The organism is Synechococcus sp. Minos11, assembly GCF_014279855.1.
In the GTDB taxonomy this organism is placed as follows: domain Bacteria; phylum Cyanobacteriota; class Cyanobacteriia; order PCC-6307; family Cyanobiaceae; genus RCC307.
The window spans coordinates 2,205,788-2,228,431 of record NZ_CP047953.1 but is presented as its reverse complement, the minus strand read 5'-3'; the positions used below and the strand labels follow the sequence as shown (position 1 = coordinate 2,228,431).

Genomic DNA, 22,644 nt, shown 5'->3' with positions numbered 1-22,644 from the left:
GTGACGTTGAGGTGGGCGGGTGATCAAAACTCAGCGGGGCTTCAAAAGATCAGCGCCGCCACTGATTTCGACCTGATCAAGCAGCCTTGGGTTTGGCTCCGAATTGTTCAATCAGAATTTCTTTCAGTGCTGCACGCACTTCTGTGGCGGGCACACCTTTGCGATGCAATTCACCAACTTGCGGGTTGGCCCCTTGGGAGCCGCCGATGGTGATGTCGTAGCCCTCAACCATCCCTGATTCACCACGGGTTTTGGTGCCAGTCAGGCCAATGGCTCCCATGTAGGCCTGGCCGCAGGTGTTGGGGCAGCCAGTCCAGTGGATCTTGATCTCCTCTGGCAGGTGCAGCTCTTGATCCAGCTCAGCCGCTGCTGCCAGGGCTTGGTCTTTGGTGTTGGTCAGCGCAAAGCTGCAATAGGTGTTGCCGGTGCAGCTCACGGTGCCTGCCGCCAGGTGGCTGGGCTCGAGCGGGAATTTCTGCAGCAGTGGGTCGCTCTTGAAACTCTCGAGCTGGCCGCTGGGAATGCCGGTGATGATCACGTTTTGATCCTCGGTGAGGCGCACATCACCGCTGCCGTAACCCTCCGAGAGGCTGGCGAGATCTTGGAAGTCTTCGGCCTTGAGGCGGCCGACAGGAACATGCAGCCCGGCGTAGTTGAGCTCGGCCTGTTTCTGCTGATGGATCCCGTAGTGGGAGCGCGGTGTTGCATCAAACACTGAGCCCGGGTCGGGAGTGAGTGGGCCAAAACGCTCGGCGACAAGCTCGCGGAATGTTTCCAGGCCAACGGAATCCAGGTACAAACGGAACCGGCCTTTGGGGCGCTTGTCCCGTTCACCGTTATCGCGCCAGAGAGTCAGGACCGCTGCCGTCATCCGGCAGATTTCATCGGGCTTCACCCAGGCATTGAGGGGGATGGCATAGGCGTTCATCTGTGAGGAAAGAATCCCCCCGATCCAGACGCCAAAACCCATCACGCCATCGCGTTCCACCGGGTGGAAGACGATGTCGTTGTGCAGCAGAAAGTTGTCGCGGGAGCCGGCAACGGCCGTGTTCCACTTGCGCGGCAGATTCGAGAACTCAGGGTTGCCTTCGCCGTTGCTGGTTAGGAAGTTCTGCAACTCCAGGGTGTAAGGGCGCGTATCGACAATTTCCTCAGGGTCGATGCCAGCAATCGGGTTGCCAGTGACGTTCCGCGGGTTATCGAAGGCCGATTGGATGGTGTTGAGGCCAACAGCCTTCAAGCGCTCGAGGATGTCGGGCAGGTCTTCCAGCAGCACACCACGCAATTGGATGTTCTGGCGGGTGGTGATGTCGGCACTGCCGCTATCGCCGTAACGGGCAACGATGCTGCCGATGGCGCGCAACTGCTCTGCATTGAGGACCCCATTGGGAACCCTCAGGCGCAACATGAATAGCCCCGGGGTTTTGGGGCGCCAGAACATGCCGTACCACTTCAGCCGCAACTGAAGATCGGTTTCATCGACGTTCTCCCAGCCAACACGGGCGAATTCTTCGATTTCACTACCAACGAGCAAGCCATCTTTGTTGGCTTTGTTTTGCTCGATCTTGTTGAGTTTTTTGCCCTCAAGCCAACTCGGCAGGGGCTTTGCCGGTGTTGCCACCATAGTTCTGAAGCGAAATGTGAGTGTTGGAGTTCAACTCTCAGGCCGCTTCAGAATGAAAGGCACGGCTTGATGTTGTGACTACTTAATGGATTGAGCCCGCTGGAGGAAGTAACCGTTGCTACGAAACTTCGTTCAGTATTGACGGCCGATTTCTCCCAGCATGCGCACAGCTCCATGGCGCAGCATTTGCCACACCTTGGACATGGCCGCGAAATCGGCATCAAGTTCGCTCTGCCAATCACCGTGATGAGCTCGACGCTCACGGCGTCGCTCTGGGGGACGGGAGTAGCTAGTCCGTCGTTCAGTCGTTCTGACGCGGCTGGAGCGTCGTGACCGTGGCAGCGCTCGTGGCGATGGCATCGTGATGGGATGGCGCAGCGAACCAGGAGTTCATCAGCTGAGGTGGCCCTTCAGTGGTGGCCGTTGTTACAGGGCCAGGCTGCGGCTGGGCCTTGGCCTCTGTTGGTGGTCGTGCATGGCCATGGCGGAGGGGCTGTTCCTGCTGTGCTGCAATCCCTGCTCGATGAGCTCGCTCAAGCCAGGGGCGCCGCGGTGTGGGTGCAGGCGTTAACAGCTGAACCCGTTGAATTACCGCCGCGTCAGAAGCTTTTGTTGGTGCCGTTGTTGTTAACGCCGGGAAGCCACGTGCGCGTTGATGTTCCGGCAATTCGCCAGCGATTGCGCGGTCTTGGCCATCATGTGATGGCCTTGCCTTTTTTGGGGGCTTGGCAGCCCTGGCTGCAGCATTTGCGCCAGTTGGGATGCGAAGCTGAACGTCAGGTGGTTGTTCATCACCCCCTTCGTCCGGGGATTGCTGACCGCTATCTGCACGTTCTTAGCCAGGAGCTTGGCCTTCCTTTGCGGAGTGCTGACACCTGTGATGCAGAGCTTGATCGGGTGTTGCCGCTTGCTTTGGCCCCCAATCGCATGACAGCCCACCTCAGTGCTCAGCAGGAGGGTGGTCTGGCTCTGCTAGAGCAACCTGCCACGCGACAATTTCTCTTCGAGCTGTTGTTGGACTTGCCATGACCACTGACACGCCCGGCATTGTTTATTTGGTGGGAGCAGGTCCTGGAGACCCTGAATTGTTGACGTTGCGGGCCCATCGTCTGCTGCAACGTTGTGATGCCTTGGTGCATGACTCCTTGGTGCCGATGGAGTTACTGGAGTTGGTTCCTGAGGGCTGCGAGATTCATCCGGTCGGCAAACGGCGCGGCCACCATTCCGTGCCGCAACCCAGCACCAATGCGTTGTTGCTGCAGTTGGCAGGGCGTTGCCGTTGTGTGGTGCGGTTGAAAGGGGGCGATCCTTTTCTGTTTGGTCGTGGTGGTGAGGAAGCCGCTTATTTGGCCAAGCGCGGTGTGCCTGTTGAGGTGGTTCCCGGGGTCACCTCCGGCATTGCGGCGCCGGCCTATGTCGGGATTCCGGTGACCCATCGCCGTGCCGGTTCATCGGTGACCTTTGTCACTGGCCACGAAGAAATTGATAAAGGCCGGCCAGCGGTGGATTGGCGCGCGTTGGCCGCTTGCAGTGATGGCCTCGTCATCTACATGGGCCTGCACAACTTGGCTCGCATCTGCGAGGAGTTGCAGGCCGGCGGACTGGCAGGAACCACGCCTGCCGCCATCATTCAGCAGGGCAGCGTGAATGGCCAAAAGCATCTGATTGCCACGCTGGAGGATCTCGCTGATGCCGCCGATGAGCAGGGTTTCAGTGCCCCGGCCATCGTTGTGATCGGTGAGGTGGTGGAGCAGCGAATCCCTGGTTGTGCGCCCATGCCAGCCCCTGTCACGATGCCGCAGCCCATAGCGCGCAGCCCTCAAAACGCCCCTGCTTAAACACTCAACAACGGGTATCGCCTGTTACCGCATTGGGGTCTATCGCAGCCGGAGATTGGATAGGCGGTTTGTGGAAACCAGCGCTCCAACCGCCCCGTCTGGGTGAGTGAGCCAACTGTTTCCAACCAGCTTTTCCGGTTCGTCGGTGGAACAAAAGCCTGGGAGACCGCACTCACTCGCACTCCCCTGCAATGACGTCCACAAGTGGCTCCCCTGGGGGCTTCGAGCGCAGCCATCCCAGTGAGGGGATGGCGGCCCTGGAAAAAGAGCAACGCCTGCCCCTCACCGGATGGCAGCAAGAGGTGGATCAGGCCAAGCGCCTGGGATTGGAAGCGGCCCACAGCATCGTGGACCGCAATATCTCCACCTTTTCTCGCGGTGAGTTGCCCCATTACGCGGGCATCAACACCTTCATGAAGGCGCCCTATCTCGAGGACGTGAACCGGGTCGGCGAATTTGACGTGGCGGTGGTGGGCATTCCCCACGATTGCGGCACCACCTATCGCCCAGGAACGCGCTTTGGGCCTCAGGGAATTCGCAGGATTTCAGCGCTCTACACCCCGTACAACTACGAGATGGGTGTGGATCTGCGCGAGCAAATCACCCTCTGTGATGTGGGTGATGTCTTCACCATCCCAGCCAACAACGAGAAAAGCTTCGATCAGATCTCCAAGGGGGTCGCCCACGTCTTTGCCAGCGGGGCTTTCCCAATCCTCTTGGGTGGTGATCACTCCATTGGTTTTCCAACAGTCCGTGGGGTTTGCCGACACCTCGGCGACAAGAAGGTGGGGATCATCCACTTCGATCGCCATGTCGACACCCAAGAGATCGATCTCGATGAACGGATGCACACCTGTCCGTGGTTCCATGCCACGAACATGGCCAACGCACCGGCTCAGAACCTGGTGCAGCTGGGGATTGGTGGCTGGCAAGTGCCCCGCGAGGGGGTGAAGGTTTGCCGTGAGCGCGGCACCAATGTGCTCACGGTCACCGACATCACCGAGATGGGTCTGGAGGCAGCCGCCCGCTATGCCATTGAACGGGCCACCGATGGCACCGATTGCGTCTACATCTCCTTTGACATCGACTGCATCGATGCCGGTTTTGTTCCAGGCACCGGTTGGCCAGAGCCAGGGGGGTTGTTGCCCCGCGAAGCCCTGAAGTTGCTCGAGCTGATCGTCCGCAATGTGCCGGTCTGTGGCCTGGAGTTGGTGGAGGTTTCCCCTCCCTATGACATCAGTGACATGACATCGCTGATGGCCGCGCGGGTGATCTGCGACACCATGGCCCACCTGGTGGTGAGCGGCCAGCTGCCCCGCAAAGAGAAGCCCAGTTGGATCAACCCCACTTGCAACATGCAGGTGGATCAGGCCTGGAGGTGATCCCATGCATGAGGTCGACATGACCAAGTGCCTGCTCCTGGCTCTTCAGCAATGGCGCGAGGAGCAGGCATCGCCTCAGGCGATGGTGGACACCATCCATTTGGATGTGGGCCGCTTCACCTGCGTTGAGCCTGAGCAGCTGCGCTTCACCTTTCAGGCGGCTGTCGCTGGCAGCTGGCTTGATGGCGCGCAGCTGCAGATCGAAGAGATCCCCTTTGTGGGTCGTTGCTTGGTCTGCAATGGCACCTACAGCCCAACTCCTGAGGGTGCTTACCGCTCTCCCTGCTGCGATCACCCTCTTGAGGAGATCGTCAGTGGCCGCGAATTGCGAATTCGCAGCATCGACTACCGCACGTCCCTTCAGAGCGCTGTTGAGTCACAAGCTCTATCGCTCCAGCGCGTCTGAAGGCAAAACAGTTCTCCAACCTCTCTTGTCATGCATTTGCCTTTAGAAGATCGCCTCGGCATGAATTTGCTGGCGGCCAATCAGCACCAAGCCGAGCACAACCGTGAGCACTTTGAGGCTTGGCAGGTGCTGGCCCTCAATGTGATGAGTAGCCCCGGGGCGGGCAAAACAGCATTGCTTGAGCGCTCCTTACCTCAGTTGGCTCAGGAGTGGTCCATGGCTGTCTTGGAAGGCGACATGACCACCCAATTGGATGCGGAGCGCTTGGAGGCTGTGGGCATTCCGGTGGTGCCGATTACCACCGGGCGCTCCTGCCATCTCGATGCCGCCATGGTCAGTGGTGGCCTGAAGTTGTTGCGTGAGCGGCTCAACCCAAATCAGCTGGATCTGCTGTGGGTTGAAAACGTGGGGAATTTGGTTTGCCCTGCTGAATTTGAAGTGGGTGAACATCACAAAGTGGCGCTTCTCAGTGTCACTGAAGGTGAGGACAAGCCGTTGAAGTACCCGCTGATGTTTCGCCAGGCTGATGTGGTCCTCATCACCAAGATTGATCTGCTGCCGTATCTGCCGGTTGAGCTTGAGACCTTTCGCCGCAACATCAACAGCATCAATCCCAAAGCCAGTGTAATTCCGGTGTCCGCTGTCACTGGTGAGGGCATCGATGTTTGGCATGCCTGGCTGCGATCGGCTCGCCAAAACACCTTGGAACCTGCTCTGGCCATGGCCTGAGCAGCGTTCTTGCGTGTTGTCCTTATTGCAGTGTCATGACCAAACAACTTCGAAATCTCTTATTTGCCGGCTTGGCGGTGGTGTTGGCTGTGGCTTGCTCCAAGCCTTCCACATCCATTGGCGGTGAGCCCATTGTTTTGGGTTACAGCAATTGGGCTGGTTGGTGGCCTTGGGCTATTGCCGTTGAGGAGAAGCTGTTTGAAAAGAATGGCGTCAATGTTGAGATGAAATGGTTTGACGGCTATGTCCAATCGATGGAAACGTTTGCCGCCGGCAAAATTGATGGCAACTCTCAAACTCTGAATGACACCATCTCCTTCTTGCCCGGAGAGAATGGCGGCGAAGTTGTTGTTCTGGTCAATGACAATTCAGCTGGCAATGATCAAATCATTGCTGATAAGGCGATCGAAACCATCACCGATCTCAAAGGCAAAACGGTTGCCGTTGAAGAGGGTGTTGTGGATGATTTCCTGCTGAGCCTGGCTTTGCGTGATGTCGGCCTCAGCCGTGATGACGTGATCATCAAGGGCATGCCGACCGATCAGGCTGCGACGGCATTTGCTGCCGGCAAGGTGGATGCCGTTGGCGCGTTCCCTCCTTACACCGGCACCGCCATGCAGCGTGACGGCGCCCATGTCATCGCCAGCTCAAAGGAATACCCCGGTGCAATCCCTGACTTGCTGACTGTCAGTGGTGATCTGATCAAAGAACGCCCTGAGGATGTTCAGAAGATCGTCAAGACCTGGTGGGATGTGCGCGAGTTCATGGCTGCCAACCCCGAAAAATCGGAGCAAATCATGGCCAAGCGTGCTGGCATCCCGACCGCTGAGTACGAGCAGTACAAGGCCGGCACCACCTTCTTCTCGGTCGATCAGAACCTGGAGGCCTTCAGTGATGGCGATGGCATGCAACACATGCCCTATGCCGCCCAGAAGATGGCTGACTTCATGGTCTCCGTGGGCTTCATTCCTGAAAAGCCCGACATGAGCAACCTGTTTGATCCCTCCTTCATCAAGACCATCGCTGCGTCCTAATGGTGGCGTCAGCAACGGATGGCGGGGGCGCTAAGCCCCTGCCATTGCTGTCGATTGGAGCCACTCCATCACCGTTGGTGCGCAGCGGTTTGCAGGTGTCTTCCCTGCTGATCCCGCTGTTGCTGTGGACGGTGATCAGTGCCCTGGAACTGGTGGACGGCAAATTTTTGCCGTCTCCAGCGGCGGTGCTGGAGTCGCTGGCCTCGATGGCACGGGAGGGGATCTTGTTCCAGGACATCGTGGCCAGCACCGGCCGGGTGTTTGCCGGGTTCTTCTTGGCCACGCTCGTGGCGGTGCCCTTGGGCATCTGCATGGGTGTGTATCCCGCGATCTGCGCCCTGTGTGAGCCCTTGATCGCGATGCTGCGCTACATGCCGGCCGCGGCGTTCATTCCCCTGTTGATCATCTATTTGGGGATAGGTGAAGAGCCCAAGATTGCGCTGATTTTTCTGGGCACTGTTTATTTCAACGTCTTGATGGTGATGGATGCCGTCAAGTTCGTTCCCAAAGAGTTGATTGAAACCACCCTCACCCTGGGTGGCCGCGGCCGTCAGGTGTTGGTGCAGGTGGTGGCGCGCTACAGCTTGCCCAGCATCATCGACACCCTGCGCATCAACATCGCCACCTCATGGAACTTGGTTGTTGTGGCCGAATTGGTGGCTGCTGAGGTGGGCTTGGGCAAACGCATTCAGCTGGCGCAGCGTTTCTTCCGCACGGATCAGATCTTTGCCGAGTTGATCGTGCTGGGCTTGATTGGCTTTGCGATCGATATGGGCTTCCGTCTGTTGTTGCGGTTGTCGTGCCGCTGGGCCCTGTAAACGATGGAATTGCAGGTCCGCCATCTCGGCAAAACCTTTGGCTCGGGTCAGCACAGCAAAGAGGTGTTGCGCGATATCAGCTTTGCTCTGCGCTCTGGCGAGTTTCTCTCGTTGGTGGGGAGTTCAGGCTCGGGCAAGAGCACGATCCTGCGCTTGATCGCGGGTCTTGAGCAGCCGAGCTCAGGCCAGGTTCGCGTGGATGGTCAAGCGGTTCAGGGTCCGGGTCCAGATCGCGGCATGGTGTTTCAGAAATACAGCCTCTTCCCGTGGCTAAGCGCGGCTGAGAATGTTGCCTTTGGCATGCGCTTGCAGGGCTTGCCGCAGCGCGACATCAACGAGCGGACCGCCTACTTCCTCGAGGTGGTGGGTCTGCAGGATGCAGCCAGAAAGCTGCCCCGTGAACTCTCGGGCGGGATGCAGCAGCGGGTTGCCATTGCCCGCACCTTGGCAACCAATCCAAAGGTGTTGCTCCTCGATGAGCCCTTTGGTGCCCTGGATTTGCAGATTCGTGAGGCCATGCAGGATTTTCTGCTGCAGCTCTGGCAGCGCACTGGCCTCACGGTGTTGTTGATCACCCACGATGTGGAGGAGGCCTTGGTGCTGGCTCAGCGGGTGCATGTGTTGGCGCCTCACCCCGGCCGAATTGTCAGCACGGTTGAGGTGGATCTCGACAAGAGTGATCTGAATCAATTGCGCTTGAGTCCTGCTTTTCTCGAGAAGCGCCGCACCTTGGCTGGGGTATTGCGGCAATTGGAGCCCGCGCTGGTCTGATGCCTGAGCTGGAGTTTCTTCCGGGCTGGCTTTATCAAGATCCAGCTATCGCCCAGTGGGAGCGCGATGGCTACGCCAAGCAGTGGTGGCACCCGCTGATTGCTGTTTCGCAACTGCAGCCGGGCCAAGCTTTGGCGCTGCAGTTGTTGGGTGAATCGCTGCTGCTCACCCGTGAGCGGGATGGTGTGGTGCGCTGTTTTCGCAACCGCTGCCCCCATCGCGGCGTTGAGCTGTTGCCCGCTGATGGCGCGGCCCTGGCTTGCCGCAAGTTGGTTTGCCCCTATCACGGCTGGACCTACAACCTTGAAGGCGAGCTGTTAGCGGCCGCCCGGGAAGATGGGTTTGTTGCTGCGCTGAGGCGGGCTGATTGGCCCCTTGAAGCGTTGCCAGCCCAGCAGGACGGGCCGCTGATCTGGGTGGCTTTGGCCGACTCGCCCATCCCCTTAGCCCAGCAGCTGCAGCTGATCCATGAGCAGGCGGGCGGGCAGTGGCAGGCGCCCTTGCAGCAGCAGGCCAGCAGCAGCCTCAGCCTGCAGTGCAATTGGAAAGTGGCGCACGACAACACACTTGACGACTATCACGTCGCCATTGCCCATCCCACGACGCTGCACCGTGAACAGGGCCCGGTGCGTGACTATCGCCACCTCATCACGGGCCTGGGCAACGCCTTGGTCACTCCGCATCCTGAAGGCGGATCGTTTTTCACCTTTGGGTTGCCCCCTTGGACCCATGTCTTGCTGTGGCCCGATGGGCGGATGGCCTTGCTGGAGTTTCTGCCCTTGGAGCTGAGCTCCTGTCAGCTCCAACTGCGCTTGTTTGCCAGTTCCAACCATCCCTTGGATGTTGAGATTTGGAAGCAGCAGTTGCTGGAGTTTTTGCAGGAGGACCGCCGTCTAGTCGAATCGGTGCAGCTGGGTTATCGCTGCGATTGGGTGCCAGGACCCGTGCATCAACTCGAGCAGCGGATCGTGCAGTGGCAGCAGCTCTATCGGCGCTTGCTGGCTGAGGCTCAGCTCAACCAGCCATCACTGCGCAGCCAGTCCGCCATCAATTGATTGATCGTGGCGACATCCGCCAGTGGCTCTCCGCTCTCTGGGTGAAGGGGCATGTAGCCATCAGGCCCAAATTCCGGTGTGAGTGTGAGCGGCTGCCCTGATTGGAGACGCTGCTGAGCAAACAGCGACCAGCACTGGGCATGGGCCACGAGAGCCTCCTGCCAGTTCGCGGCGAAGGGGTGGGGAACGCCAGCGCCCTGCTCATGGCCCACCCGGGCATGAATGTGATCCACGTGGCTGGCCATCGCCTGGATGGGGTGGAGTTCCGGGCTCATCAAGCGCTCGGCGACCACGCACCAATGGCTCACATCGGCGGTGAGCCGCAAGGTGGGATGGGCCTTGAGGATGTCTTCGATGGCCCAAGGATTGAACAGGCTGCGGCTGCGGTGCGTTTCCAAACTCACCGGCACTGGAGTGTGGTTGAGCAATTGCAAGCAGCGCTCGAGAAAGCTGTGCTGCTGCACCATGGGCCAGCAGTCGCTGCCTGTGATCAAGTTGATGCGCAGCGGCGCCAGCTCACAGGCCTGCTCCAACTTGGCTTCCAGCTCGGCGAGGTGGTGCTCGGGGCTGAGTTCGAGCCTGGGGGTGTAACCACCACCGGTGGTGATTTCAACGATGAGTTGCTGGCTCTGCTGGTTCAGCAGGGTTGTCACGTCTTCAGGTCGCCAGCCCTTGAAGCAGGGATGCTCAAGGTTGGCTTCGAGGCCATCAAAGCCGGCTTGCTGGGCGTAGCGACTGGCTGCTTCCAGGCTGCCGGGCCAACCCCAGAGGGTGTGAAACAGCAGCGTTTTCACTGCGGCTGAGTGAACAGCTCCGGCTGGATCCCGAGATAGATGGCTTCTTGGAACAGGGCTTGCTTGGCTTGGGCATCGCCGCGGTGATCAGCTTCGGCATAGCGAAGCCGCAGCGATGCGATCAGGCTTGTGAGCCGCGCTGGTGATTGATGGCTGCTGTGGCGGGCCATGACAGGGGTAATCACGACACCATCATGCTTGCTGCACCACCCGAAAGGTGAGATTCAGTCGGCACTGGTTCACCCGTAGGCGTTTGGGTAAGCCATGCAGCCAATGCAGTTGGGTCGGTGGATCCATCAGCAACAGGGCGCCGTGGCCCAGCTCGAGATCGAAAGCACTGCCCTGATGTCCTTTCTTGGGCTTGAAGCGAAAGGTGCGGCTGACGCCCAGTGACAGTGAGGCGATGGGAGCTGTGGGGTCTAGTTCCGGTTCATCGTCGGCATGGAAACCCATGGCGTCGCGACCATCCCGGTAGAGGTTCAACAGCAGTGAATTGAAGCGCCAGCCGCTGAGTTCATTGAGCTGCTCGCGGATCCGTTGGGCTGTTGGCGACCAAGGCTCAACCACATTGTCGAGGCCGGAGTAGCGATAGCCGCAGCCCGGATCAGCCATCCAGCAGGTGAGGCGCGGCAGGGGATGGCGTTTGCCGTAGAGCTGGATGGATTCCTGCTTCCAGGGAACGTCCTGCTGCAACTGCTCCAACCACAGCGTTGCTGTGGCGGGATCCACCCACGCGGGTGCATGCCGCAGCTGCAGCTTGGGTGAATCCGCGATGACAAGTTGCTCGGGTTGTATCAATGCCTGCATCGCGCCCTAACCAGTTTTGTCTGAATGAAAGAAATAACCGAGTGATCTGATGGGTCCTGTGCCCATGTTCGAGCTGATTCCTTATCAGCGCTTCCGTGATACTCCAGCGGTGCGGTTTTTCGACGTCACCATCGCCGATTCCAATGCCCGCGATTTGGTGGTGCATTCCGGACCGGCGGTGAGTCCTCCTGATGACAAGGAAACCGGGGCTTGGCAGTTTTATTTGCATCCTCATCAAGAGGACAACCTGTTGGCTGTGCAGGGCGGCCGCACCTTCTATCTGATCAATTTCCGTTGGAACTATCCGTTTCACATCGTGCGGCTGGAGGCCGGTGGCGACATCCTGCGGATCCCACCAGGAACCTTTCATCGCTCGATTTCCGACGAGGAAGGCTCGGTGGTGATGAATCAGGCCGTGCGTGAGGCCGATGCATCGGTGGCACGGGAATTTCGCGTCTACAACAGCGGCCGCATTCCCCGTTTGCTGGCCATCACCGCCAACTCAGCTCCGCTGCCCAAGCTCCACGGCGTTAGTTGGTGAGGTCTCCAGCTCGGTGGCTTCGATGCTCCAATTCAACTCGCTTTGGGTGTTGGCCGGCCCACTGAAACTTCCGTTGATAGCGGCGGTGAGCTCGGGTTTGGAGGAACTCACCAGCGGCACATAGCGCTCATCAATGGCCCCTTGGCCGCTGGGATCAAAGCCGCGCCAACCAGCCCCAGGGAGATACACCTCAGCCCAAGCGTGCAGGTCGTAGCGGTCCGGCTTGGGAATAGCGAAGTGATAGCCGCTGACAAAGCGGGCTGGCAGTCCGATGCAGCGGCAGCATTCGATCATCACCACCGCCAGGTCGCGGCAGGAACCGACCCGTTCGCGCAGGGTGCGTCCAGCCGACCAGGCCGGCCCGTGGTTGCGCTGGGTGTAGCTCACCCGTTCTTGGATGATCTCGATCAGTTGCTGCAGAAAGCGCAGGCAGTGGTTGTCGCTGCCGATCAAAGCGTCTTGGGCCAGGGCAATCGCGAGCGGATCGTGCTGGCCATTGGGCAGCCAACCCTGCAGATGGCTGTTCAGGTCGCTGTTCAGCTCACCAATTCGGTAGGGCAGTTGGGGTGGTTGATCCTCCAGGCAGAGATGCAGCAGTGGCGGCTCTGTGGTGATCACCTCGGATTCAGCAATCACATCGAGCCGGTCGGTGTTGCCAACGAAACGCACCTTTTCGATTTGATCGCCACTGGCGCATAACAGCGAAAAGCGATGGCACGGCTCGGGGTTGAAGCGCAGGTTGTGGCTGCGCAGCGCCTGAAAGCCCAACGGCCGCGGTTGCAAGCAGATCCGATGCGGTCCCAACAGCACCGGATGCTCGTAGGAATAACTCAGTTGATGCCGGATCCTTACGCGCATGGGGAGGTGGTGAAGTAGGTCTGCTGCAACTGGCCATGCACGGCATTGAGCTGGCTTTGCAGATGATCGATGCCTTGATGCAGGCCGATGTTGATGAGGTCCTCAATTGGCATCGTCGTCCAGGTGATTCGCAACGCCTCAAGGGCCTGGCGCAAGTCAGCTTGAACCGGGTTGGCGGTGCTGCGTTCGATGCGATCCACCGTGCTGATGATTTCCTCAATGCAGTAGCTCACCGAGCGGGGAAATTGACGGTTAAGCAGTACAAATCCGGCCACGCGCGCTGGTGTGATCTCTAGCGACTGCTTTCGCCGAAACATCTGATAGCCGCTGAGAGAGCGCAGCAGGGCGATCCATTGCAATTCATCGAGCGGCCCGCCCACGTCTTCCGGGCTTGGCAGCAGCAGGAAGTACTTCACATCCAGCATGCGGGCCGTTTTGTCGGCCCGCTCTATCAGGCAGCCGAGGTTGGCGAACAGCCAGCTTTGGTCCCGCTGCATCGTGCTGTTTTGCAGGCCATAGAGGGTTTGGCAGCTGCGCCGAATCTGTTGCAGTTGCTCGGGGAGGCGTTGCTGCCAGAACAGCGGGTCGTCCTGCAGCAGCAGGTGAAGCGCATTGAGCTCTTCAAACAGATCTGTGGGAAGGGTGTCGCGGATTTGGCGCGCGTTTTCGCGGGCAATCGCGATGCAATTGCTGATCGCGTTGGGGTTCTCCGGTTGCCGGGTGATGAAGGTGATCACATCGGTTGGGCTGGCTGTTGGATGCAGCTTTTCAAATAGACCCCGGTCGGCGCAGGCATCAATCAGTGAGGTCCATTGGCTGGGATTGCCAGAGGGGTTATCGAGCGAGACGCTCCAGCCCACCTCGAGAAAACGCACCAGATTTTCGGCGCGCTCGATGTAGCGGAAAATCCAGTAGAGGCTGTCGGCTACACGGCAGAGCATGGAACCACCCAGGTGTCTTTGCTGCCGCCACCCTGGGATGAATTCACCACCAAGGAATTGCGTTTGAGGGCCACACGGGTGAGCCCGCCTGGGGTCACCCAAGTGGATTGCCCGCGCAGCACATAGGGGCGCAGGTCCACATGGCAGGGATAGAGCTCCCCTTCGCTGAGGGCCGGAACCGTGGAGAGTTGCAACGTTGGCTGCGCAATGAAATTGCGGGGATTGCCAAGGATCTCCTCGCGGAACTGGGCGCGCTGCTCGGAGCTGGAGGCTGGACCGATCAACATGCCGTAGCCACCGGCTTCGGACACCGCCTTCACCACCAGCTGCTCCAAGTTGTCGAGCACAAAGGCGCGATCAGAGGGGTCAGAGCAGCGGTAGGTCTCGACGTTGGGAATGATCGTGTCTTCGCCGAGGTAGTAGCGAATGATCTCGGGGATGTAGGTGTAGATCAGTTTGTCGTCAGCGACCCCGGTGCCAGGGGTATTGGCAATGGCAACTTGGCCTGCGGCATAACAATCCATCAGCCCTGGAACACCCAGCATGGAATCAGGGCGGAAGCATTGGGGATCGAGGAAGTCGTCGTCGATGCGGCGGTAGATCACATCAACGCGGCTTAGCCCTGAGGTGCTGCGCAGCCAAACCTTGCCGCCTTCACAGGTGAGATCGCTGCCTTCCACCAGCTGAACCCCCATCAGGCGGGCCAAGTAGCTGTGCTCGAAGTAGGCGCTGTTATGAACCCCGGGCGTGAGGATCACCACATAGGGTTCCGGGCTCCAGGGTGCGAGGCCCTTGAGCATGCGCAGCAACTTGGAGGGGTAGTCATCAATGGGGGCCACCCGCTGCCGTTGGAACAGATCACCAAACAGCTGTTTCATCACCCGCCTGTTTTCCAGGAAGTAGGCCACGCCGGAGGGGCAACGCAGGTTGTCTTCCAGCACCCGCCAGGTGCCTTCACCATCGCGGATCAGATCCAGGCCTGAGATGTGGCACCAGCGCTGCTGGGGAGGCTTGAGCCCTTGCATTTGTGGCCGCCAACCGAGGCTGGATTCGATCGCCTCCAGCGGGATCACCCCGTCACTGAGGATTTGGCGCTTGCCATAGATGTCGGCGAGGAAGCAATCGATCGCTTCGAGCCGTTGTTTGAGCCCTTGATCGAGGCGCTGCCAGTCCTGTTGATCAATCAGCCGCGGCAGCGGATCAAACGGCAGGATCCGTTCACTGGCTTGGCTGTCGTTGTTGTAGAGGCGAAAGGTGGCGCCCAGGCGCTTGAGGAGTTGTTCGGCGCCGCGGTGGTCCTGGTTGAGCTGCTCCAGCCCGATGGCGCTGAGCCGGGCCATTAATTCACCGAGTGAGGAGCCTGAAGCCCGGGGTTGGTGCAGGTATTCGTCAAAGCCGCTGGAGGCGGCGTAGCTCTCAAACACAGGACGGTGCAGGGGGTATTGCCTGGATTGTTCCGTTTGGCCAACCCCTATCAAGGTCACGCTTGTTACCGAGCCAGGGCCTGGCTAGGTGGCAGTTTTCGGGTTTGTTACGAGCAACACCAAAAACACCACAATGGTCGCGGTTGCAACATCAGACGCGTGGGTCTAAGTGAGACCGTGCGTCTTCCTCGCGCTTGCTTCCGCTGTGGGCATCGGGCCGCCATTCGATGACGAGCAGTCCTTTTTGGAGCTCTTTAAGCGGGTCAGCACCGGCCTCGATGAAGAGTCGAAGCTGCCGCTCTCGCTCTGGTTGTTTGAAGATCCCGATAGCCCTGTGGCCTTGCCGGGTGCCGCGTGCCTGGACCTGCACGACTGCCTGCACATCCTGTTGAACCGGGGCTATTCCACAGCTGATGAGGCCTTTGTGGTGGGCTTTTCCATGGGTAATGACCGCCGTTGCCGCCGCTGGCATCAGCGTTTGTTGGCCTTGGTCTCCCATCACTTTTATCCGCCTGTCTATCGCCATAGCCGCCGCGACCTCTGGCAGTTCTGGCGTGGTGTTTGGCTCGGTCAGCGCACCCTGCCTTTGATGCAATTCTCCCCCCAAGATTTTCTGCGCCTGGGTGAGCGCTTGGGCGAGATTCGCCAGGCCTTGGGGCTGCGCGACTGTTGTCAGCCTTAAAGCAAGAAGTAGCGCTGGGCCATGGGCAGCACCTCCGCCGGCTCGCAGGTGAGCAGTTCGCCGTCGGCAAACACTTCATAGGTCTCGGGATCCACCTCCACCTTTGGTAGGGCGATGTTGTTTTTCATCTGCGCTTTGCCGATGCCGCGGGTGTTCTGCACCGGCACGCACGGCGTGCGCAGCCCTAAGGCTTCAGGAACGCCGGCATCGAGGCCCGCTTGGCTGAGGAAGGTGAGGCACGAGGGGGCCATGGCCCCGCCGAAGCTGGCGAACATCGGCCGGCCATGCACAGGGCCGGGTGTGGGAATCGAGGCATTGGCATCGCCCATCTGAGCCCAGGCAATTGAGCCGCCCTTGAGCACCAGCTCGGGTTTGACGCCAAAGAATCCCGGCTTCCACAGCACCAGATCCGCCAACTTGCCCACTTCCACCGAGCCCACTTGATGGTCGAGGCCATGGGCGATGGCGGGGTTGATCGTCACCTTGGCGATGTAGCGCTTCAGGCGCGTGTTGTCGTTGCGGCTGTTGTCGCCCTCGAGCACCCCCCGTTGCACCTTCATCTTGTGGGCGGTCTGGAAGGTGCGGGTGATCACCTCACCCACGCGTCCCATGGCCTGGGAGTCGCTGGCAATGATGCTGAAAGCGCCCAGGTCGTGAAGGATGTCTTCGGCGGCAATGGTTTCGCGGCGAATCCGCGATTCAGCAAAGGCCACGTCCTCGGGAATCGAGGAATCCAGGTGGTGGCACACCATCAACATGTCGAGGTGCTCCTCGAGCGTGTTGCGCGTGTAGGGCCTGGTGGGATTGGTGCTGCTGGGCAGCACATTGGTTTCACCGCAGATGCGGATGATGTCGGGGGCATGGCCGCCGCCAGCACCTTCGGTGTGGAAGGTGTGAATCGTGCGGCCTTTGATGGCGGCGATGGTGTCTTCCACAAACCCCGCCTCATTAAGGGTGTCGGTGTGGATGCAGACCTGCACATCGAAGCGATCGGCCACGCTTAAACAGCAATCGATCGCTGCTGGGGTGGTGCCCCAGTCCTCATGCAATTTGAGGCCGCAGGCACCGGCACGCACCTGCTCATCGAGGGCTTCAGGGGTGCTCGCATTGCCCTTGCCGAAAAAGCCCAGATTCACCGGCAACCCATCGGCGGCCTGCAGCATGCGGCTGATGTGAAACGCCCCTGGCGTGCAGGTGGTGGCGTTGGTGCCCGTGGCTGGTCCGGTGCCACCCCCCAGCAGCGTGGTGACACCACTGGCGAGCGCCGTTTCGATCTGCTGCGGGCAAATGAAGTGGATGTGGGTGTCGATGCCGCCGGCCGTGAGGATGTGCCCCTCACCGGCAATGGCTTCGGTTCCAGGTCCGATGGGGATGGTCACCCCATCGCTGATGTCAGGATTGCCCGCTTTGCCGATGGCGCAGATGCGGCCGTCTTTGAGGCCCACATCGGCTTTGACGATGCCCCACCAATCCAGGATCAGGGCGTTGGTAATCACCGTGTCGACGGCACCCGCAGCGCGGCTGGTCTGGCCTTGGCCCATGCCATCACGGATGACCTTGCCGCCGCCAAACTTCACTTCATCGCCATAGACGGTGTAGTCCTTCTCGACTTCGAGGATCAGCTCGGTATCGGCGAGCCGAACCCGGTCGCCTGTGGTGGGGCCATAGGTCTCGGCATAGGTCCGACGATCAATCCGATACGGCATCAGAGGTCTCCGTTGATCTGGGCGTTAAACCCCACGACGCGGCGGGCGCCGCTGAAGGGGACGAGTTGCACTTGGCGTTCATCACCAGGCTCAAAGCGGATCGCCGTTCCAGCGGCGATGTCGAGCCGTTGGCCGCGGGCCGCCTCGCGATCGAAGCGCAGGGCTGCGTTGGCCTCCGCAAAGTGGAAGTGGGATCCCACCTGCACCGGGCGATCACCGGTGTTGGCCACCAGCACGGTGGTCACGGGCCGGCCGGCGTTGAGCTCCAGCTCGCCGGGTTCGGGAAGCAATTCGCCGGGAATCATTGCTGCCATGGTTCAGCGGATCGGTTGGTGCAGGGTGACGAGCTTGGTGCCGTCGGGGAAGGTGGCTTCCATCTGAACCTCACTGACCAGTTCAGCCACGCCGTCCATCACTTGATCACGGCTGAGCCAGGTGCTGCCCACCTGCATGAGTTCCGCCACGGTTGTGCCGTCACGGGCCCCTTCCAGGATTTGCAGGCTGAGGAAGGCCACCGCTTCGGGATGGTTCAACTTCAGGCCCCGCTGCAAGCGTCGCTCAGCGAGCAGGGCGGCGGTCACCACCAACAGTTTGTCTTTCTCCTGGGGAGAGAGATGCATCACAGAGCGGCTGCTTCTGACACGCTGGCAAAGAAGCGTGAGCCGTAAAGGTTTGCGCTGAACCTTTTTGCCAAGGCCCAGTGCTGCAACTGATGCTGGAACTGTTGCCCTGCCTGGGCTTTGGCCTGCTTTTTGGTTGGCACCGCCCGTTGTGGCCCGTGCGCTTGGCACCGCCTTTGGTGCGCTTTGGCGTGCCCTTGAGCATTGCGGGGTTGGTGCTGCGCTCGGGCGTGCATTGGGATGTGCTGGGCGCGGCCCTGCTCACCTTGGGCTTGATTGGCGGCAGCCTGCTGCTGCTGTTGTGGCCGCTGTGGCGTCGTTGGTTGCCCTGGGGGGTAACGCGCCTGGGAGCGGTCACGGGGAACACGGGTTATTTCGGTGTGCCGGTGGTGCTGGCCCTGTTGCCCCCGGCTGGCCTGGCCTTTGCCGTCATCTACGACATCGTCGGCAGCCTCATCACTTGGACGGTGGGGCCGCCCTTGATCAGTGGTGTCCGGATCTCAGGCCGCAGCCTGGTGGCTCATCTGGTCCGCAGCCCCTCGGTGCAAGGCATGACCCTGGCTGTGCTGCTGCAGCTCACGCCCCTGGCGCCAGTCATGGCGAGTTGGTTGTGGTGGCCAGCTCGGGTCGTGATTGTGCTGGCCTTGTTGCTGCTGGGCATGCGGCTTGGCGTGATGCTGCGCAGCGGCGAGGTCAACGCCCCTGCGCTTGAGGTGTTGCGTCCCGCATTGCTGGCCAAATTGCTGCTGCTGCCGGCTGTGATGTGGGCTTTGGCGGCCATGACGGCTCAGCCGGCGTTGGTGCGTGATGTGTTGGTGTTGCAGGCGGCGGCCCCAACGGCGATCTCTGTGTTGTTGATCGCTGAGGCATCGTCGCGTGATGTGAGCGAAGCGGCGGGCTTGGTGTTTGCCAGCACGCTGTTGGCGCTGTTCAGCGTGCCGCTGTGGTGGCTGTTGTTGCAGGCTCTGGGTTGAGGGCCAATTCAGCTTCTTGAAATGGCCAGGTGCGCGGCCAGCTCGGTTCACTCAGGCCCTGCACGGCGCGAATGCGCCGCCACAGCCGGAAGAACCAGAGGCGTGCGGCTTGGCTGGACCCACCTCGGTAGCGCGCGATCAGGCCAGGCTCGAGTGGCCCGATGGCCATCGTGCCGCTGAGCCCCTCGCGGTCGGCTCTTCCACCCTTCAAAAGCTGGGCTAGCTGTTCGTTTTCCAGGGGTTCTGGAGCGATCCAGATCAGCGTTCCCAGCACCGGCTCGCCGCCCATGCCGTGGGGATTGGGCAGTTGTTCCTGCTCCAGGGAGAGCCGCTCCACCACAGACCACTGCTCACCGCGGCGAATGCTGAGGCTGTTGCAAAAGCGCCCGGCGCCCAGGTCTTCGCCGCGGGCCGTGCGGCCCAAGCGCACCACATCAGCCCCCAGCCAACTGGCGCCAGGCGCCACCGTGATCTGTTGCTGCTGCTCCAGCAAGGCTCCGGCGAACACCACGGTTTCCTGCGGTAGCCATTCCAGATCGGCGCCGGCTTCGAGCTCGGCCTGCAACGTGATTTGGGCCCAGCGCCCCTGCGGTTGCACCCGGGAGCGGCCGCGACTGCCATAGATCTTTTGGGCCGCCACGCTGGTGAGGAAGCTGCGGCTGCCGGCGGCGGCGTGCAGGGCAATCTCGAGCTGATCGCCGCCCACCAGTCCGCCAGCGGTGTGGAGCAGCGGCATCACACAGCGGCCATCGCCGGCTGTGAAATGACGCAGCAGCTTGAGCGGTGAGCGGGCTCCCCCCTGCCATTGGGTGGTGCCATCGGCTGCTAGTTCAAAGTCCAAGCTCACCGAACCACGCCAGGGCGGCAGCTGGTTTGGGGTGTCGGTCATGGTTTGGTTGGTAGCGGTTATGACCGGATTGGCGCCATCGCGCCGCAAAGCTGACCCAAAGAGGACGTGCTTTTGACCCAAGGCGACACTCCCATGGTGCTGACGCAGCAGTTGGATGGTGATGCATCCGCCACCTTGCCGCGCTTGCCGTTGAGCGCTGCTGAACGGCGGGTCTGCCGAGGTCGCCGCTATTTGGAGGATGGCCGCGCCGTGTTGCTTCAGTTGCCGCGCGGTCAACAGCTGATCCCCGGATGCGGCCTCGCCGATGCCGAGGGCACACCACAGGTGGTGGTGGCCGCGGCGCCAGAACCAGTGGTGGTGGTCAGAGCGTCTCAGCCGTTGGCTCTGCTGCAGGCGGCGTATCACCTGGGGAATCGCCATGTGGCGTTGGAGGTGCACCCCCAGGAATTGCGTTTGCTGGCGGATTCGGTGTTGGAGCAGATGCTGCGCCAACGGGGACTGCAACTCGACCAGCAAGAGGCGCCCTTTTGCCCCGAGGGAGGCGCCTACGGCTCAGCTGATCATCACCACCACGCATGAGTGCTCCTCTAGCGCTGCTGCAGTTGGTCAGCCCTGCCTTGCCGGTGGGCGCGTTCAGCTACTCCGAAGGCCTTGAGGTGCTGGTGCAACGCGGCCAGCTCGCTTCGCCGCAGGACGTGGGCGATTGGCTTGAGGCTGAGTTGCGTCAGGGCGTGGTGCGGCTGGAGACTGCCGCGCTGGAACCCATGCAGCAGTGGTTGCAGCAGTGGCAAACCGCTGCTGAAGCCGGCGCTGAAGCACAACTCCGCGATCTTGATGGTTGGTTGCTGGCGCAGCGCGAAGCCTTGGAGTTGCGCCAGCAACAGCGGCAGATGGGCCGCTCTCTCTTGCAACTGCTGGCTGAGTTGGGCTGGCCCTTGCCCGATGGCGCCTTGGATCTGAGCTGGCCGGCGGCCTGGTGCTGGGCTGGCTGTTGTTTGGGTGTTGAGGCTGAGGCCCTGCGCCAGGGCTATTTGTTCAGTTGGGTGGCCAATCAGATCAGCGCTGCTGTGCGCTTGGTGCCGCTGGGCCCCACGCAAGGTCAGCGCTTGCAACTGGCGCTGGCTCCAGTGATTGATAGCCAGGCCAAGGCGTTGGCGGGGGTGGATCCCCATCAGCTATGGAGTTCCGGGGTTGGAGCGGGGTTGGCCCAGCTCCAGCACGCTGAGCTCTACAGCCGCCTGTTTCGCAGTTGAGCCTTCTAGGCCAAGGCTCCCATCAGGTTTTGCGGCAGCCCAAGGCGCCAGAGGAAGCTCAGCACTTCCAAGCCCACCACGGCAATCAGGGCGCGGAAGATCAATTGCGTGGCCCCATCCCCTAGGGCGAGCCTGGCGCCGAGATGGGCTCCGGCCATGCCGGATAGGGCCAGGGGCAGCGCCCAGAGCCAGTTGATGTCGCCCCTGAGCCCAAAAATCAGCAGGGCCACCAGGCTGGAGCTCAAGCGCACAAAGCATTTGAGGATGTTGGCGGTCTTCAACGGGATGCCGCCGGCGAGCACCAACACCAGCAGCGTCATCACACCCGAACCGAGGGCGATGAAGCCGGCCCAAAAGCCGGTGGCGGCCATCAATAGATAGAAGAGTGGCCCGAGCTGGGTCTCGGTTGCCTCGGAGCTGGGCTCGTCTTGCTGCAGCAGCCGTGTGGGCTGGCTGATCAGGCAGATCAGCACAAACAGCAGTGAGCCTGCAATTGCCCAGGTGATCCATTGATCACTGAGGGCTGTGGCCAACAGGGACCCCGCGATCGCTCCAGCCACCATTGGCACGGTGGCTTTCAGCGTGAGCAGCCAGGGGATGGCACCGGCTTGATGGAAGCGCCAGGTGGCTGTGGCCAGGCCCGCCACTGCGGCCAGCCGGCTGGTGCCATTGGCCACTCCAGCCTCCAATCCCAGCCCAATCATTGAAGGCACCACCACGGTGGCCCCACTGGCAGCCACGGTGTTGATGAAGCCGCCTGCGAGGCCGCAGATGATCAACGCCAGCAGGGTGATGGCGTCGATGACCTCTCAGCGAAGAAATTCAGATTACGAGGCGCTTTGGCTTGCCAACATGCAGCTAGTGCACGCTGCGCTATGAGTCGTTTGCGGGTTGGGGTGGCTGGCCCCGTGGGGTCTGGCAAAACAGCGCTGGTTGAGGTGCTCTGCCGCCGCTTGCGGGATCAGTTGCAGCTGGCTGTGGTCACCAACGACATCTACACGCAAGAAGATGCCCAGTTTTTGACTCGCGCTGGAGCGCTGGAGCCCCAGCGCATTCGCGGTGTGGAAACCGGCGGCTGCCCCCACACGGCCATCCGTGAGGACTGCTCCATCAACCGGGCGGCGGTGGAAGAACTCGAGCAGGCCTTTCCTGGTTTGGATCTGGTTTTGGTGGAGAGTGGCGGCGACAACCTGGCGGCCAGCTTCAGTCCTGAGCTGGTGGACCTTTGCATCTATGTCATTGATGTGGCGGCCGGCGACAAGATCCCGCGCAAAGGCGGGCCAGGAATCACACGCTCTGATTTGTTGGTGATCAACAAGATCGATTTAGCTTCCTTGGTGGGCGCTGATTTGGCTGTGATGGAGCGCGACACCGTCATGATGCGAGGTGATCGCCCCTGGTGTTTCACCAACCTGCGCAGTGGTGAAGGCGTCACCGAAGTCGAGTCATTTTTGTTGCAACAGCTACCTGGAGCGTCAACTTTGGCTCGCTAAGAGCAAAACGGTAGCTGTCATTACAAGAAGGGCATTTGTGATCC

The 22,644-nt window shown here is 60.7% G+C and carries 27 protein-coding genes; 15 read left to right on the top strand and 12 right to left on the bottom strand.

The annotated features are described in order from the left end of the window. Window positions 1-76: 76 nt before the first annotated feature. Window positions 77-1,624: a ferredoxin--nitrite reductase gene (locus tag SynMINOS11_RS12505; protein ID WP_186548898.1), complete on the bottom strand. Its 1,548-nt coding sequence runs from the start codon at window positions 1,622-1,624 to the stop codon at window positions 77-79. 402 nt (window positions 1,625-2,026) lie between these two features. On the opposite strand from SynMINOS11_RS12505, the gene SynMINOS11_RS12500 reads away from it, so the two are divergent. The 9 genes from SynMINOS11_RS12500 to SynMINOS11_RS12460 all read left to right on the top strand — a co-directional run bounded on the left by SynMINOS11_RS12500 (window position 2,027) and on the right by SynMINOS11_RS12460 (window position 9,657). After that, window positions 2,027-2,653, top strand: coding sequence for a hypothetical protein (locus tag SynMINOS11_RS12500; protein ID WP_370586168.1), 627 nt, complete (start codon window positions 2,027-2,029; stop codon window positions 2,651-2,653). After that, window positions 2,650-3,462, top strand: a complete 813-nt coding sequence (cobA, locus tag SynMINOS11_RS12495) for a uroporphyrinogen-III C-methyltransferase (RefSeq protein WP_186548894.1) — start codon at window positions 2,650-2,652, stop codon at window positions 3,460-3,462. The genes SynMINOS11_RS12500 and cobA overlap by 4 nt, the downstream gene beginning before the upstream one ends. A 191-nt stretch (window positions 3,463-3,653) precedes the next feature. Beyond that, on the top strand, window positions 3,654-4,844 hold the full coding sequence (gene speB / locus SynMINOS11_RS12490) for an agmatinase (RefSeq protein WP_011936890.1): 1,191 nt from the start codon (window positions 3,654-3,656) through the stop codon (window positions 4,842-4,844). A gap of 4 nt (window positions 4,845-4,848) precedes the next feature. Further along, a complete protein-coding gene (locus SynMINOS11_RS12485; protein ID WP_011936889.1) occupies window positions 4,849-5,250 on the top strand; it encodes a hydrogenase maturation nickel metallochaperone HypA in 402 nt (133 codons plus the stop codon). 30 nt (window positions 5,251-5,280) lie between these two features. Further along, a complete protein-coding gene (gene hypB / locus SynMINOS11_RS12480) occupies window positions 5,281-5,979 on the top strand; it encodes a hydrogenase nickel incorporation protein HypB (RefSeq protein ID WP_186548893.1) in 699 nt (232 codons plus the stop codon). A gap of 35 nt (window positions 5,980-6,014) precedes the next feature. Continuing rightward, window positions 6,015-7,013 (top strand): ABC transporter substrate-binding protein, encoded by a 999-nt coding sequence (locus SynMINOS11_RS12475; protein ID WP_011936887.1) that lies wholly within the window; start codon window positions 6,015-6,017, stop codon window positions 7,011-7,013. Beyond that, on the top strand, window positions 7,013-7,831 hold the full coding sequence (locus tag SynMINOS11_RS12470) for an ABC transporter permease (RefSeq protein ID WP_011936886.1): 819 nt from the start codon (window positions 7,013-7,015) through the stop codon (window positions 7,829-7,831). The genes SynMINOS11_RS12475 and SynMINOS11_RS12470 overlap by 1 nt, the downstream gene beginning before the upstream one ends. A gap of 3 nt (window positions 7,832-7,834) precedes the next feature. Then, the gene (locus tag SynMINOS11_RS12465; protein WP_186548891.1) at window positions 7,835-8,602 is read left to right on the top strand and encodes an ABC transporter ATP-binding protein; all 768 of its coding nucleotides are present in this window, start codon (window positions 7,835-7,837) and stop codon (window positions 8,600-8,602) included. After that, window positions 8,602-9,657 carry an aromatic ring-hydroxylating oxygenase subunit alpha gene (locus SynMINOS11_RS12460; protein WP_186548889.1) on the top strand — a complete coding sequence of 352 codons (1,056 nt, stop codon included), beginning with the start codon at window positions 8,602-8,604 and terminating at the stop codon, window positions 9,655-9,657. The genes SynMINOS11_RS12465 and SynMINOS11_RS12460 overlap by 1 nt, the downstream gene beginning before the upstream one ends. Here the strand turns inward: SynMINOS11_RS12460 and SynMINOS11_RS12455 are convergent. Genes SynMINOS11_RS12455 through SynMINOS11_RS12445 form a run of 3 tightly spaced genes read right to left on the bottom strand, consistent with a single transcriptional unit; the run spans window position 9,612 to window position 11,258 of the window. Next, entirely contained in the window at window positions 9,612-10,451 is an 840-nt protein-coding gene (locus SynMINOS11_RS12455) for a sugar phosphate isomerase/epimerase family protein (protein WP_186548887.1), read from the bottom strand. The two genes, SynMINOS11_RS12460 and SynMINOS11_RS12455, sit on opposite strands and share 46 nt — an antisense overlap. Continuing rightward, window positions 10,448-10,621 carry a hypothetical protein gene (locus SynMINOS11_RS12450; RefSeq protein WP_186548885.1) on the bottom strand — a complete coding sequence of 58 codons (174 nt, stop codon included), beginning with the start codon at window positions 10,619-10,621 and terminating at the stop codon, window positions 10,448-10,450. The genes SynMINOS11_RS12455 and SynMINOS11_RS12450 overlap by 4 nt, the downstream gene beginning before the upstream one ends. 22 nt (window positions 10,622-10,643) lie before the next feature. Further along, window positions 10,644-11,258: an alpha-ketoglutarate-dependent dioxygenase AlkB family protein gene (locus SynMINOS11_RS12445; protein WP_186548883.1), complete on the bottom strand. Its 615-nt coding sequence runs from the start codon at window positions 11,256-11,258 to the stop codon at window positions 10,644-10,646. A gap of 64 nt (window positions 11,259-11,322) precedes the next feature. Here SynMINOS11_RS12445 and SynMINOS11_RS12440 point away from each other — a divergent pair, with 64 nt between their 5' ends. After that, window positions 11,323-11,799 (top strand): redox protein, encoded by a 477-nt coding sequence (locus SynMINOS11_RS12440; protein WP_043738487.1) that lies wholly within the window; start codon window positions 11,323-11,325, stop codon window positions 11,797-11,799. On the opposite strand, the gene SynMINOS11_RS12435 is transcribed toward SynMINOS11_RS12440, so the two are convergent. The 3 genes from SynMINOS11_RS12435 to SynMINOS11_RS12425 are packed head-to-tail and all read right to left on the bottom strand — an operon-like array spanning window position 11,761 to window position 15,022. Next, window positions 11,761-12,657, bottom strand: a complete 897-nt coding sequence (locus SynMINOS11_RS12435; RefSeq protein WP_186548881.1) for a transglutaminase family protein — start codon at window positions 12,655-12,657, stop codon at window positions 11,761-11,763. The genes SynMINOS11_RS12440 and SynMINOS11_RS12435 overlap by 39 nt on opposite strands. After that, window positions 12,648-13,598, bottom strand: a complete 951-nt coding sequence (locus SynMINOS11_RS12430) for an alpha-E domain-containing protein (RefSeq protein ID WP_186548879.1) — start codon at window positions 13,596-13,598, stop codon at window positions 12,648-12,650. The genes SynMINOS11_RS12435 and SynMINOS11_RS12430 overlap by 10 nt, the downstream gene beginning before the upstream one ends. Then, window positions 13,583-15,022 carry a circularly permuted type 2 ATP-grasp protein gene (locus tag SynMINOS11_RS12425; protein WP_043737518.1) on the bottom strand — a complete coding sequence of 480 codons (1,440 nt, stop codon included), beginning with the start codon at window positions 15,020-15,022 and terminating at the stop codon, window positions 13,583-13,585. Before SynMINOS11_RS12425 ends, SynMINOS11_RS12430 begins: the two co-directional genes overlap by 16 nt. Window positions 15,023-15,191: 169 nt before the next feature. Between SynMINOS11_RS12425 and SynMINOS11_RS12420 the strand changes: the two genes are divergently transcribed. Continuing rightward, the gene (locus SynMINOS11_RS12420) at window positions 15,192-15,704 is read left to right on the top strand and encodes a hypothetical protein (RefSeq protein ID WP_011936876.1); all 513 of its coding nucleotides are present in this window, start codon (window positions 15,192-15,194) and stop codon (window positions 15,702-15,704) included. Here SynMINOS11_RS12420 and ureC read toward each other — a convergent pair. Genes ureC through SynMINOS11_RS12405 form a run of 3 tightly spaced genes read right to left on the bottom strand, consistent with a single transcriptional unit; the run spans window position 15,701 to window position 18,030 of the window. After that, window positions 15,701-17,410 (bottom strand): urease subunit alpha, encoded by a 1,710-nt coding sequence (ureC, locus tag SynMINOS11_RS12415; protein ID WP_186548877.1) that lies wholly within the window; start codon window positions 17,408-17,410, stop codon window positions 15,701-15,703. The two genes, SynMINOS11_RS12420 and ureC, sit on opposite strands and share 4 nt — an antisense overlap. Continuing rightward, on the bottom strand, window positions 17,410-17,724 hold the full coding sequence (locus SynMINOS11_RS12410; protein WP_011936874.1) for an urease subunit beta: 315 nt from the start codon (window positions 17,722-17,724) through the stop codon (window positions 17,410-17,412). The genes ureC and SynMINOS11_RS12410 overlap by 1 nt, the downstream gene beginning before the upstream one ends. 3 nt (window positions 17,725-17,727) lie before the next feature. Further along, window positions 17,728-18,030, bottom strand: a complete 303-nt coding sequence (locus SynMINOS11_RS12405; RefSeq protein ID WP_186548875.1) for an urease subunit gamma — start codon at window positions 18,028-18,030, stop codon at window positions 17,728-17,730. A 92-nt stretch (window positions 18,031-18,122) separates the two neighbouring features. Between SynMINOS11_RS12405 and SynMINOS11_RS12400 the strand changes: the two genes are divergently transcribed. After that, on the top strand, window positions 18,123-19,004 hold the full coding sequence (locus tag SynMINOS11_RS12400) for an AEC family transporter (RefSeq protein WP_255445418.1): 882 nt from the start codon (window positions 18,123-18,125) through the stop codon (window positions 19,002-19,004). Here SynMINOS11_RS12400 and SynMINOS11_RS12395 read toward each other — a convergent pair. After that, window positions 18,961-19,893, bottom strand: coding sequence for an urease accessory protein UreD (locus SynMINOS11_RS12395; protein WP_043738481.1), 933 nt, complete (start codon window positions 19,891-19,893; stop codon window positions 18,961-18,963). The genes SynMINOS11_RS12400 and SynMINOS11_RS12395 overlap by 44 nt on opposite strands. Before the next feature lie 66 nt (window positions 19,894-19,959). On the opposite strand from SynMINOS11_RS12395, the gene ureE reads away from it, so the two are divergent. Both ureE and SynMINOS11_RS12385 read left to right on the top strand, forming a co-directional pair. Next, entirely contained in the window at window positions 19,960-20,433 is a 474-nt protein-coding gene (gene ureE, locus SynMINOS11_RS12390) for an urease accessory protein UreE (protein WP_011936870.1), read from the top strand. Next, window positions 20,430-21,107 (top strand): urease accessory protein UreF, encoded by a 678-nt coding sequence (locus SynMINOS11_RS12385; RefSeq protein ID WP_011936869.1) that lies wholly within the window; start codon window positions 20,430-20,432, stop codon window positions 21,105-21,107. Before ureE ends, SynMINOS11_RS12385 begins: the two co-directional genes overlap by 4 nt. 5 nt (window positions 21,108-21,112) lie before the next feature. On the opposite strand, the gene SynMINOS11_RS12380 is transcribed toward SynMINOS11_RS12385, so the two are convergent. Then, entirely contained in the window at window positions 21,113-21,886 is a 774-nt protein-coding gene (locus SynMINOS11_RS12380) for a sulfite exporter TauE/SafE family protein (protein WP_186548871.1), read from the bottom strand. Window positions 21,887-21,982: 96 nt separating this feature from the next. On the opposite strand from SynMINOS11_RS12380, the gene ureG reads away from it, so the two are divergent. Then, window positions 21,983-22,600, top strand: a complete 618-nt coding sequence (gene ureG, locus SynMINOS11_RS12375) for an urease accessory protein UreG (protein WP_186548869.1) — start codon at window positions 21,983-21,985, stop codon at window positions 22,598-22,600. Window positions 22,601-22,644: the final 44 nt, after the last annotated feature.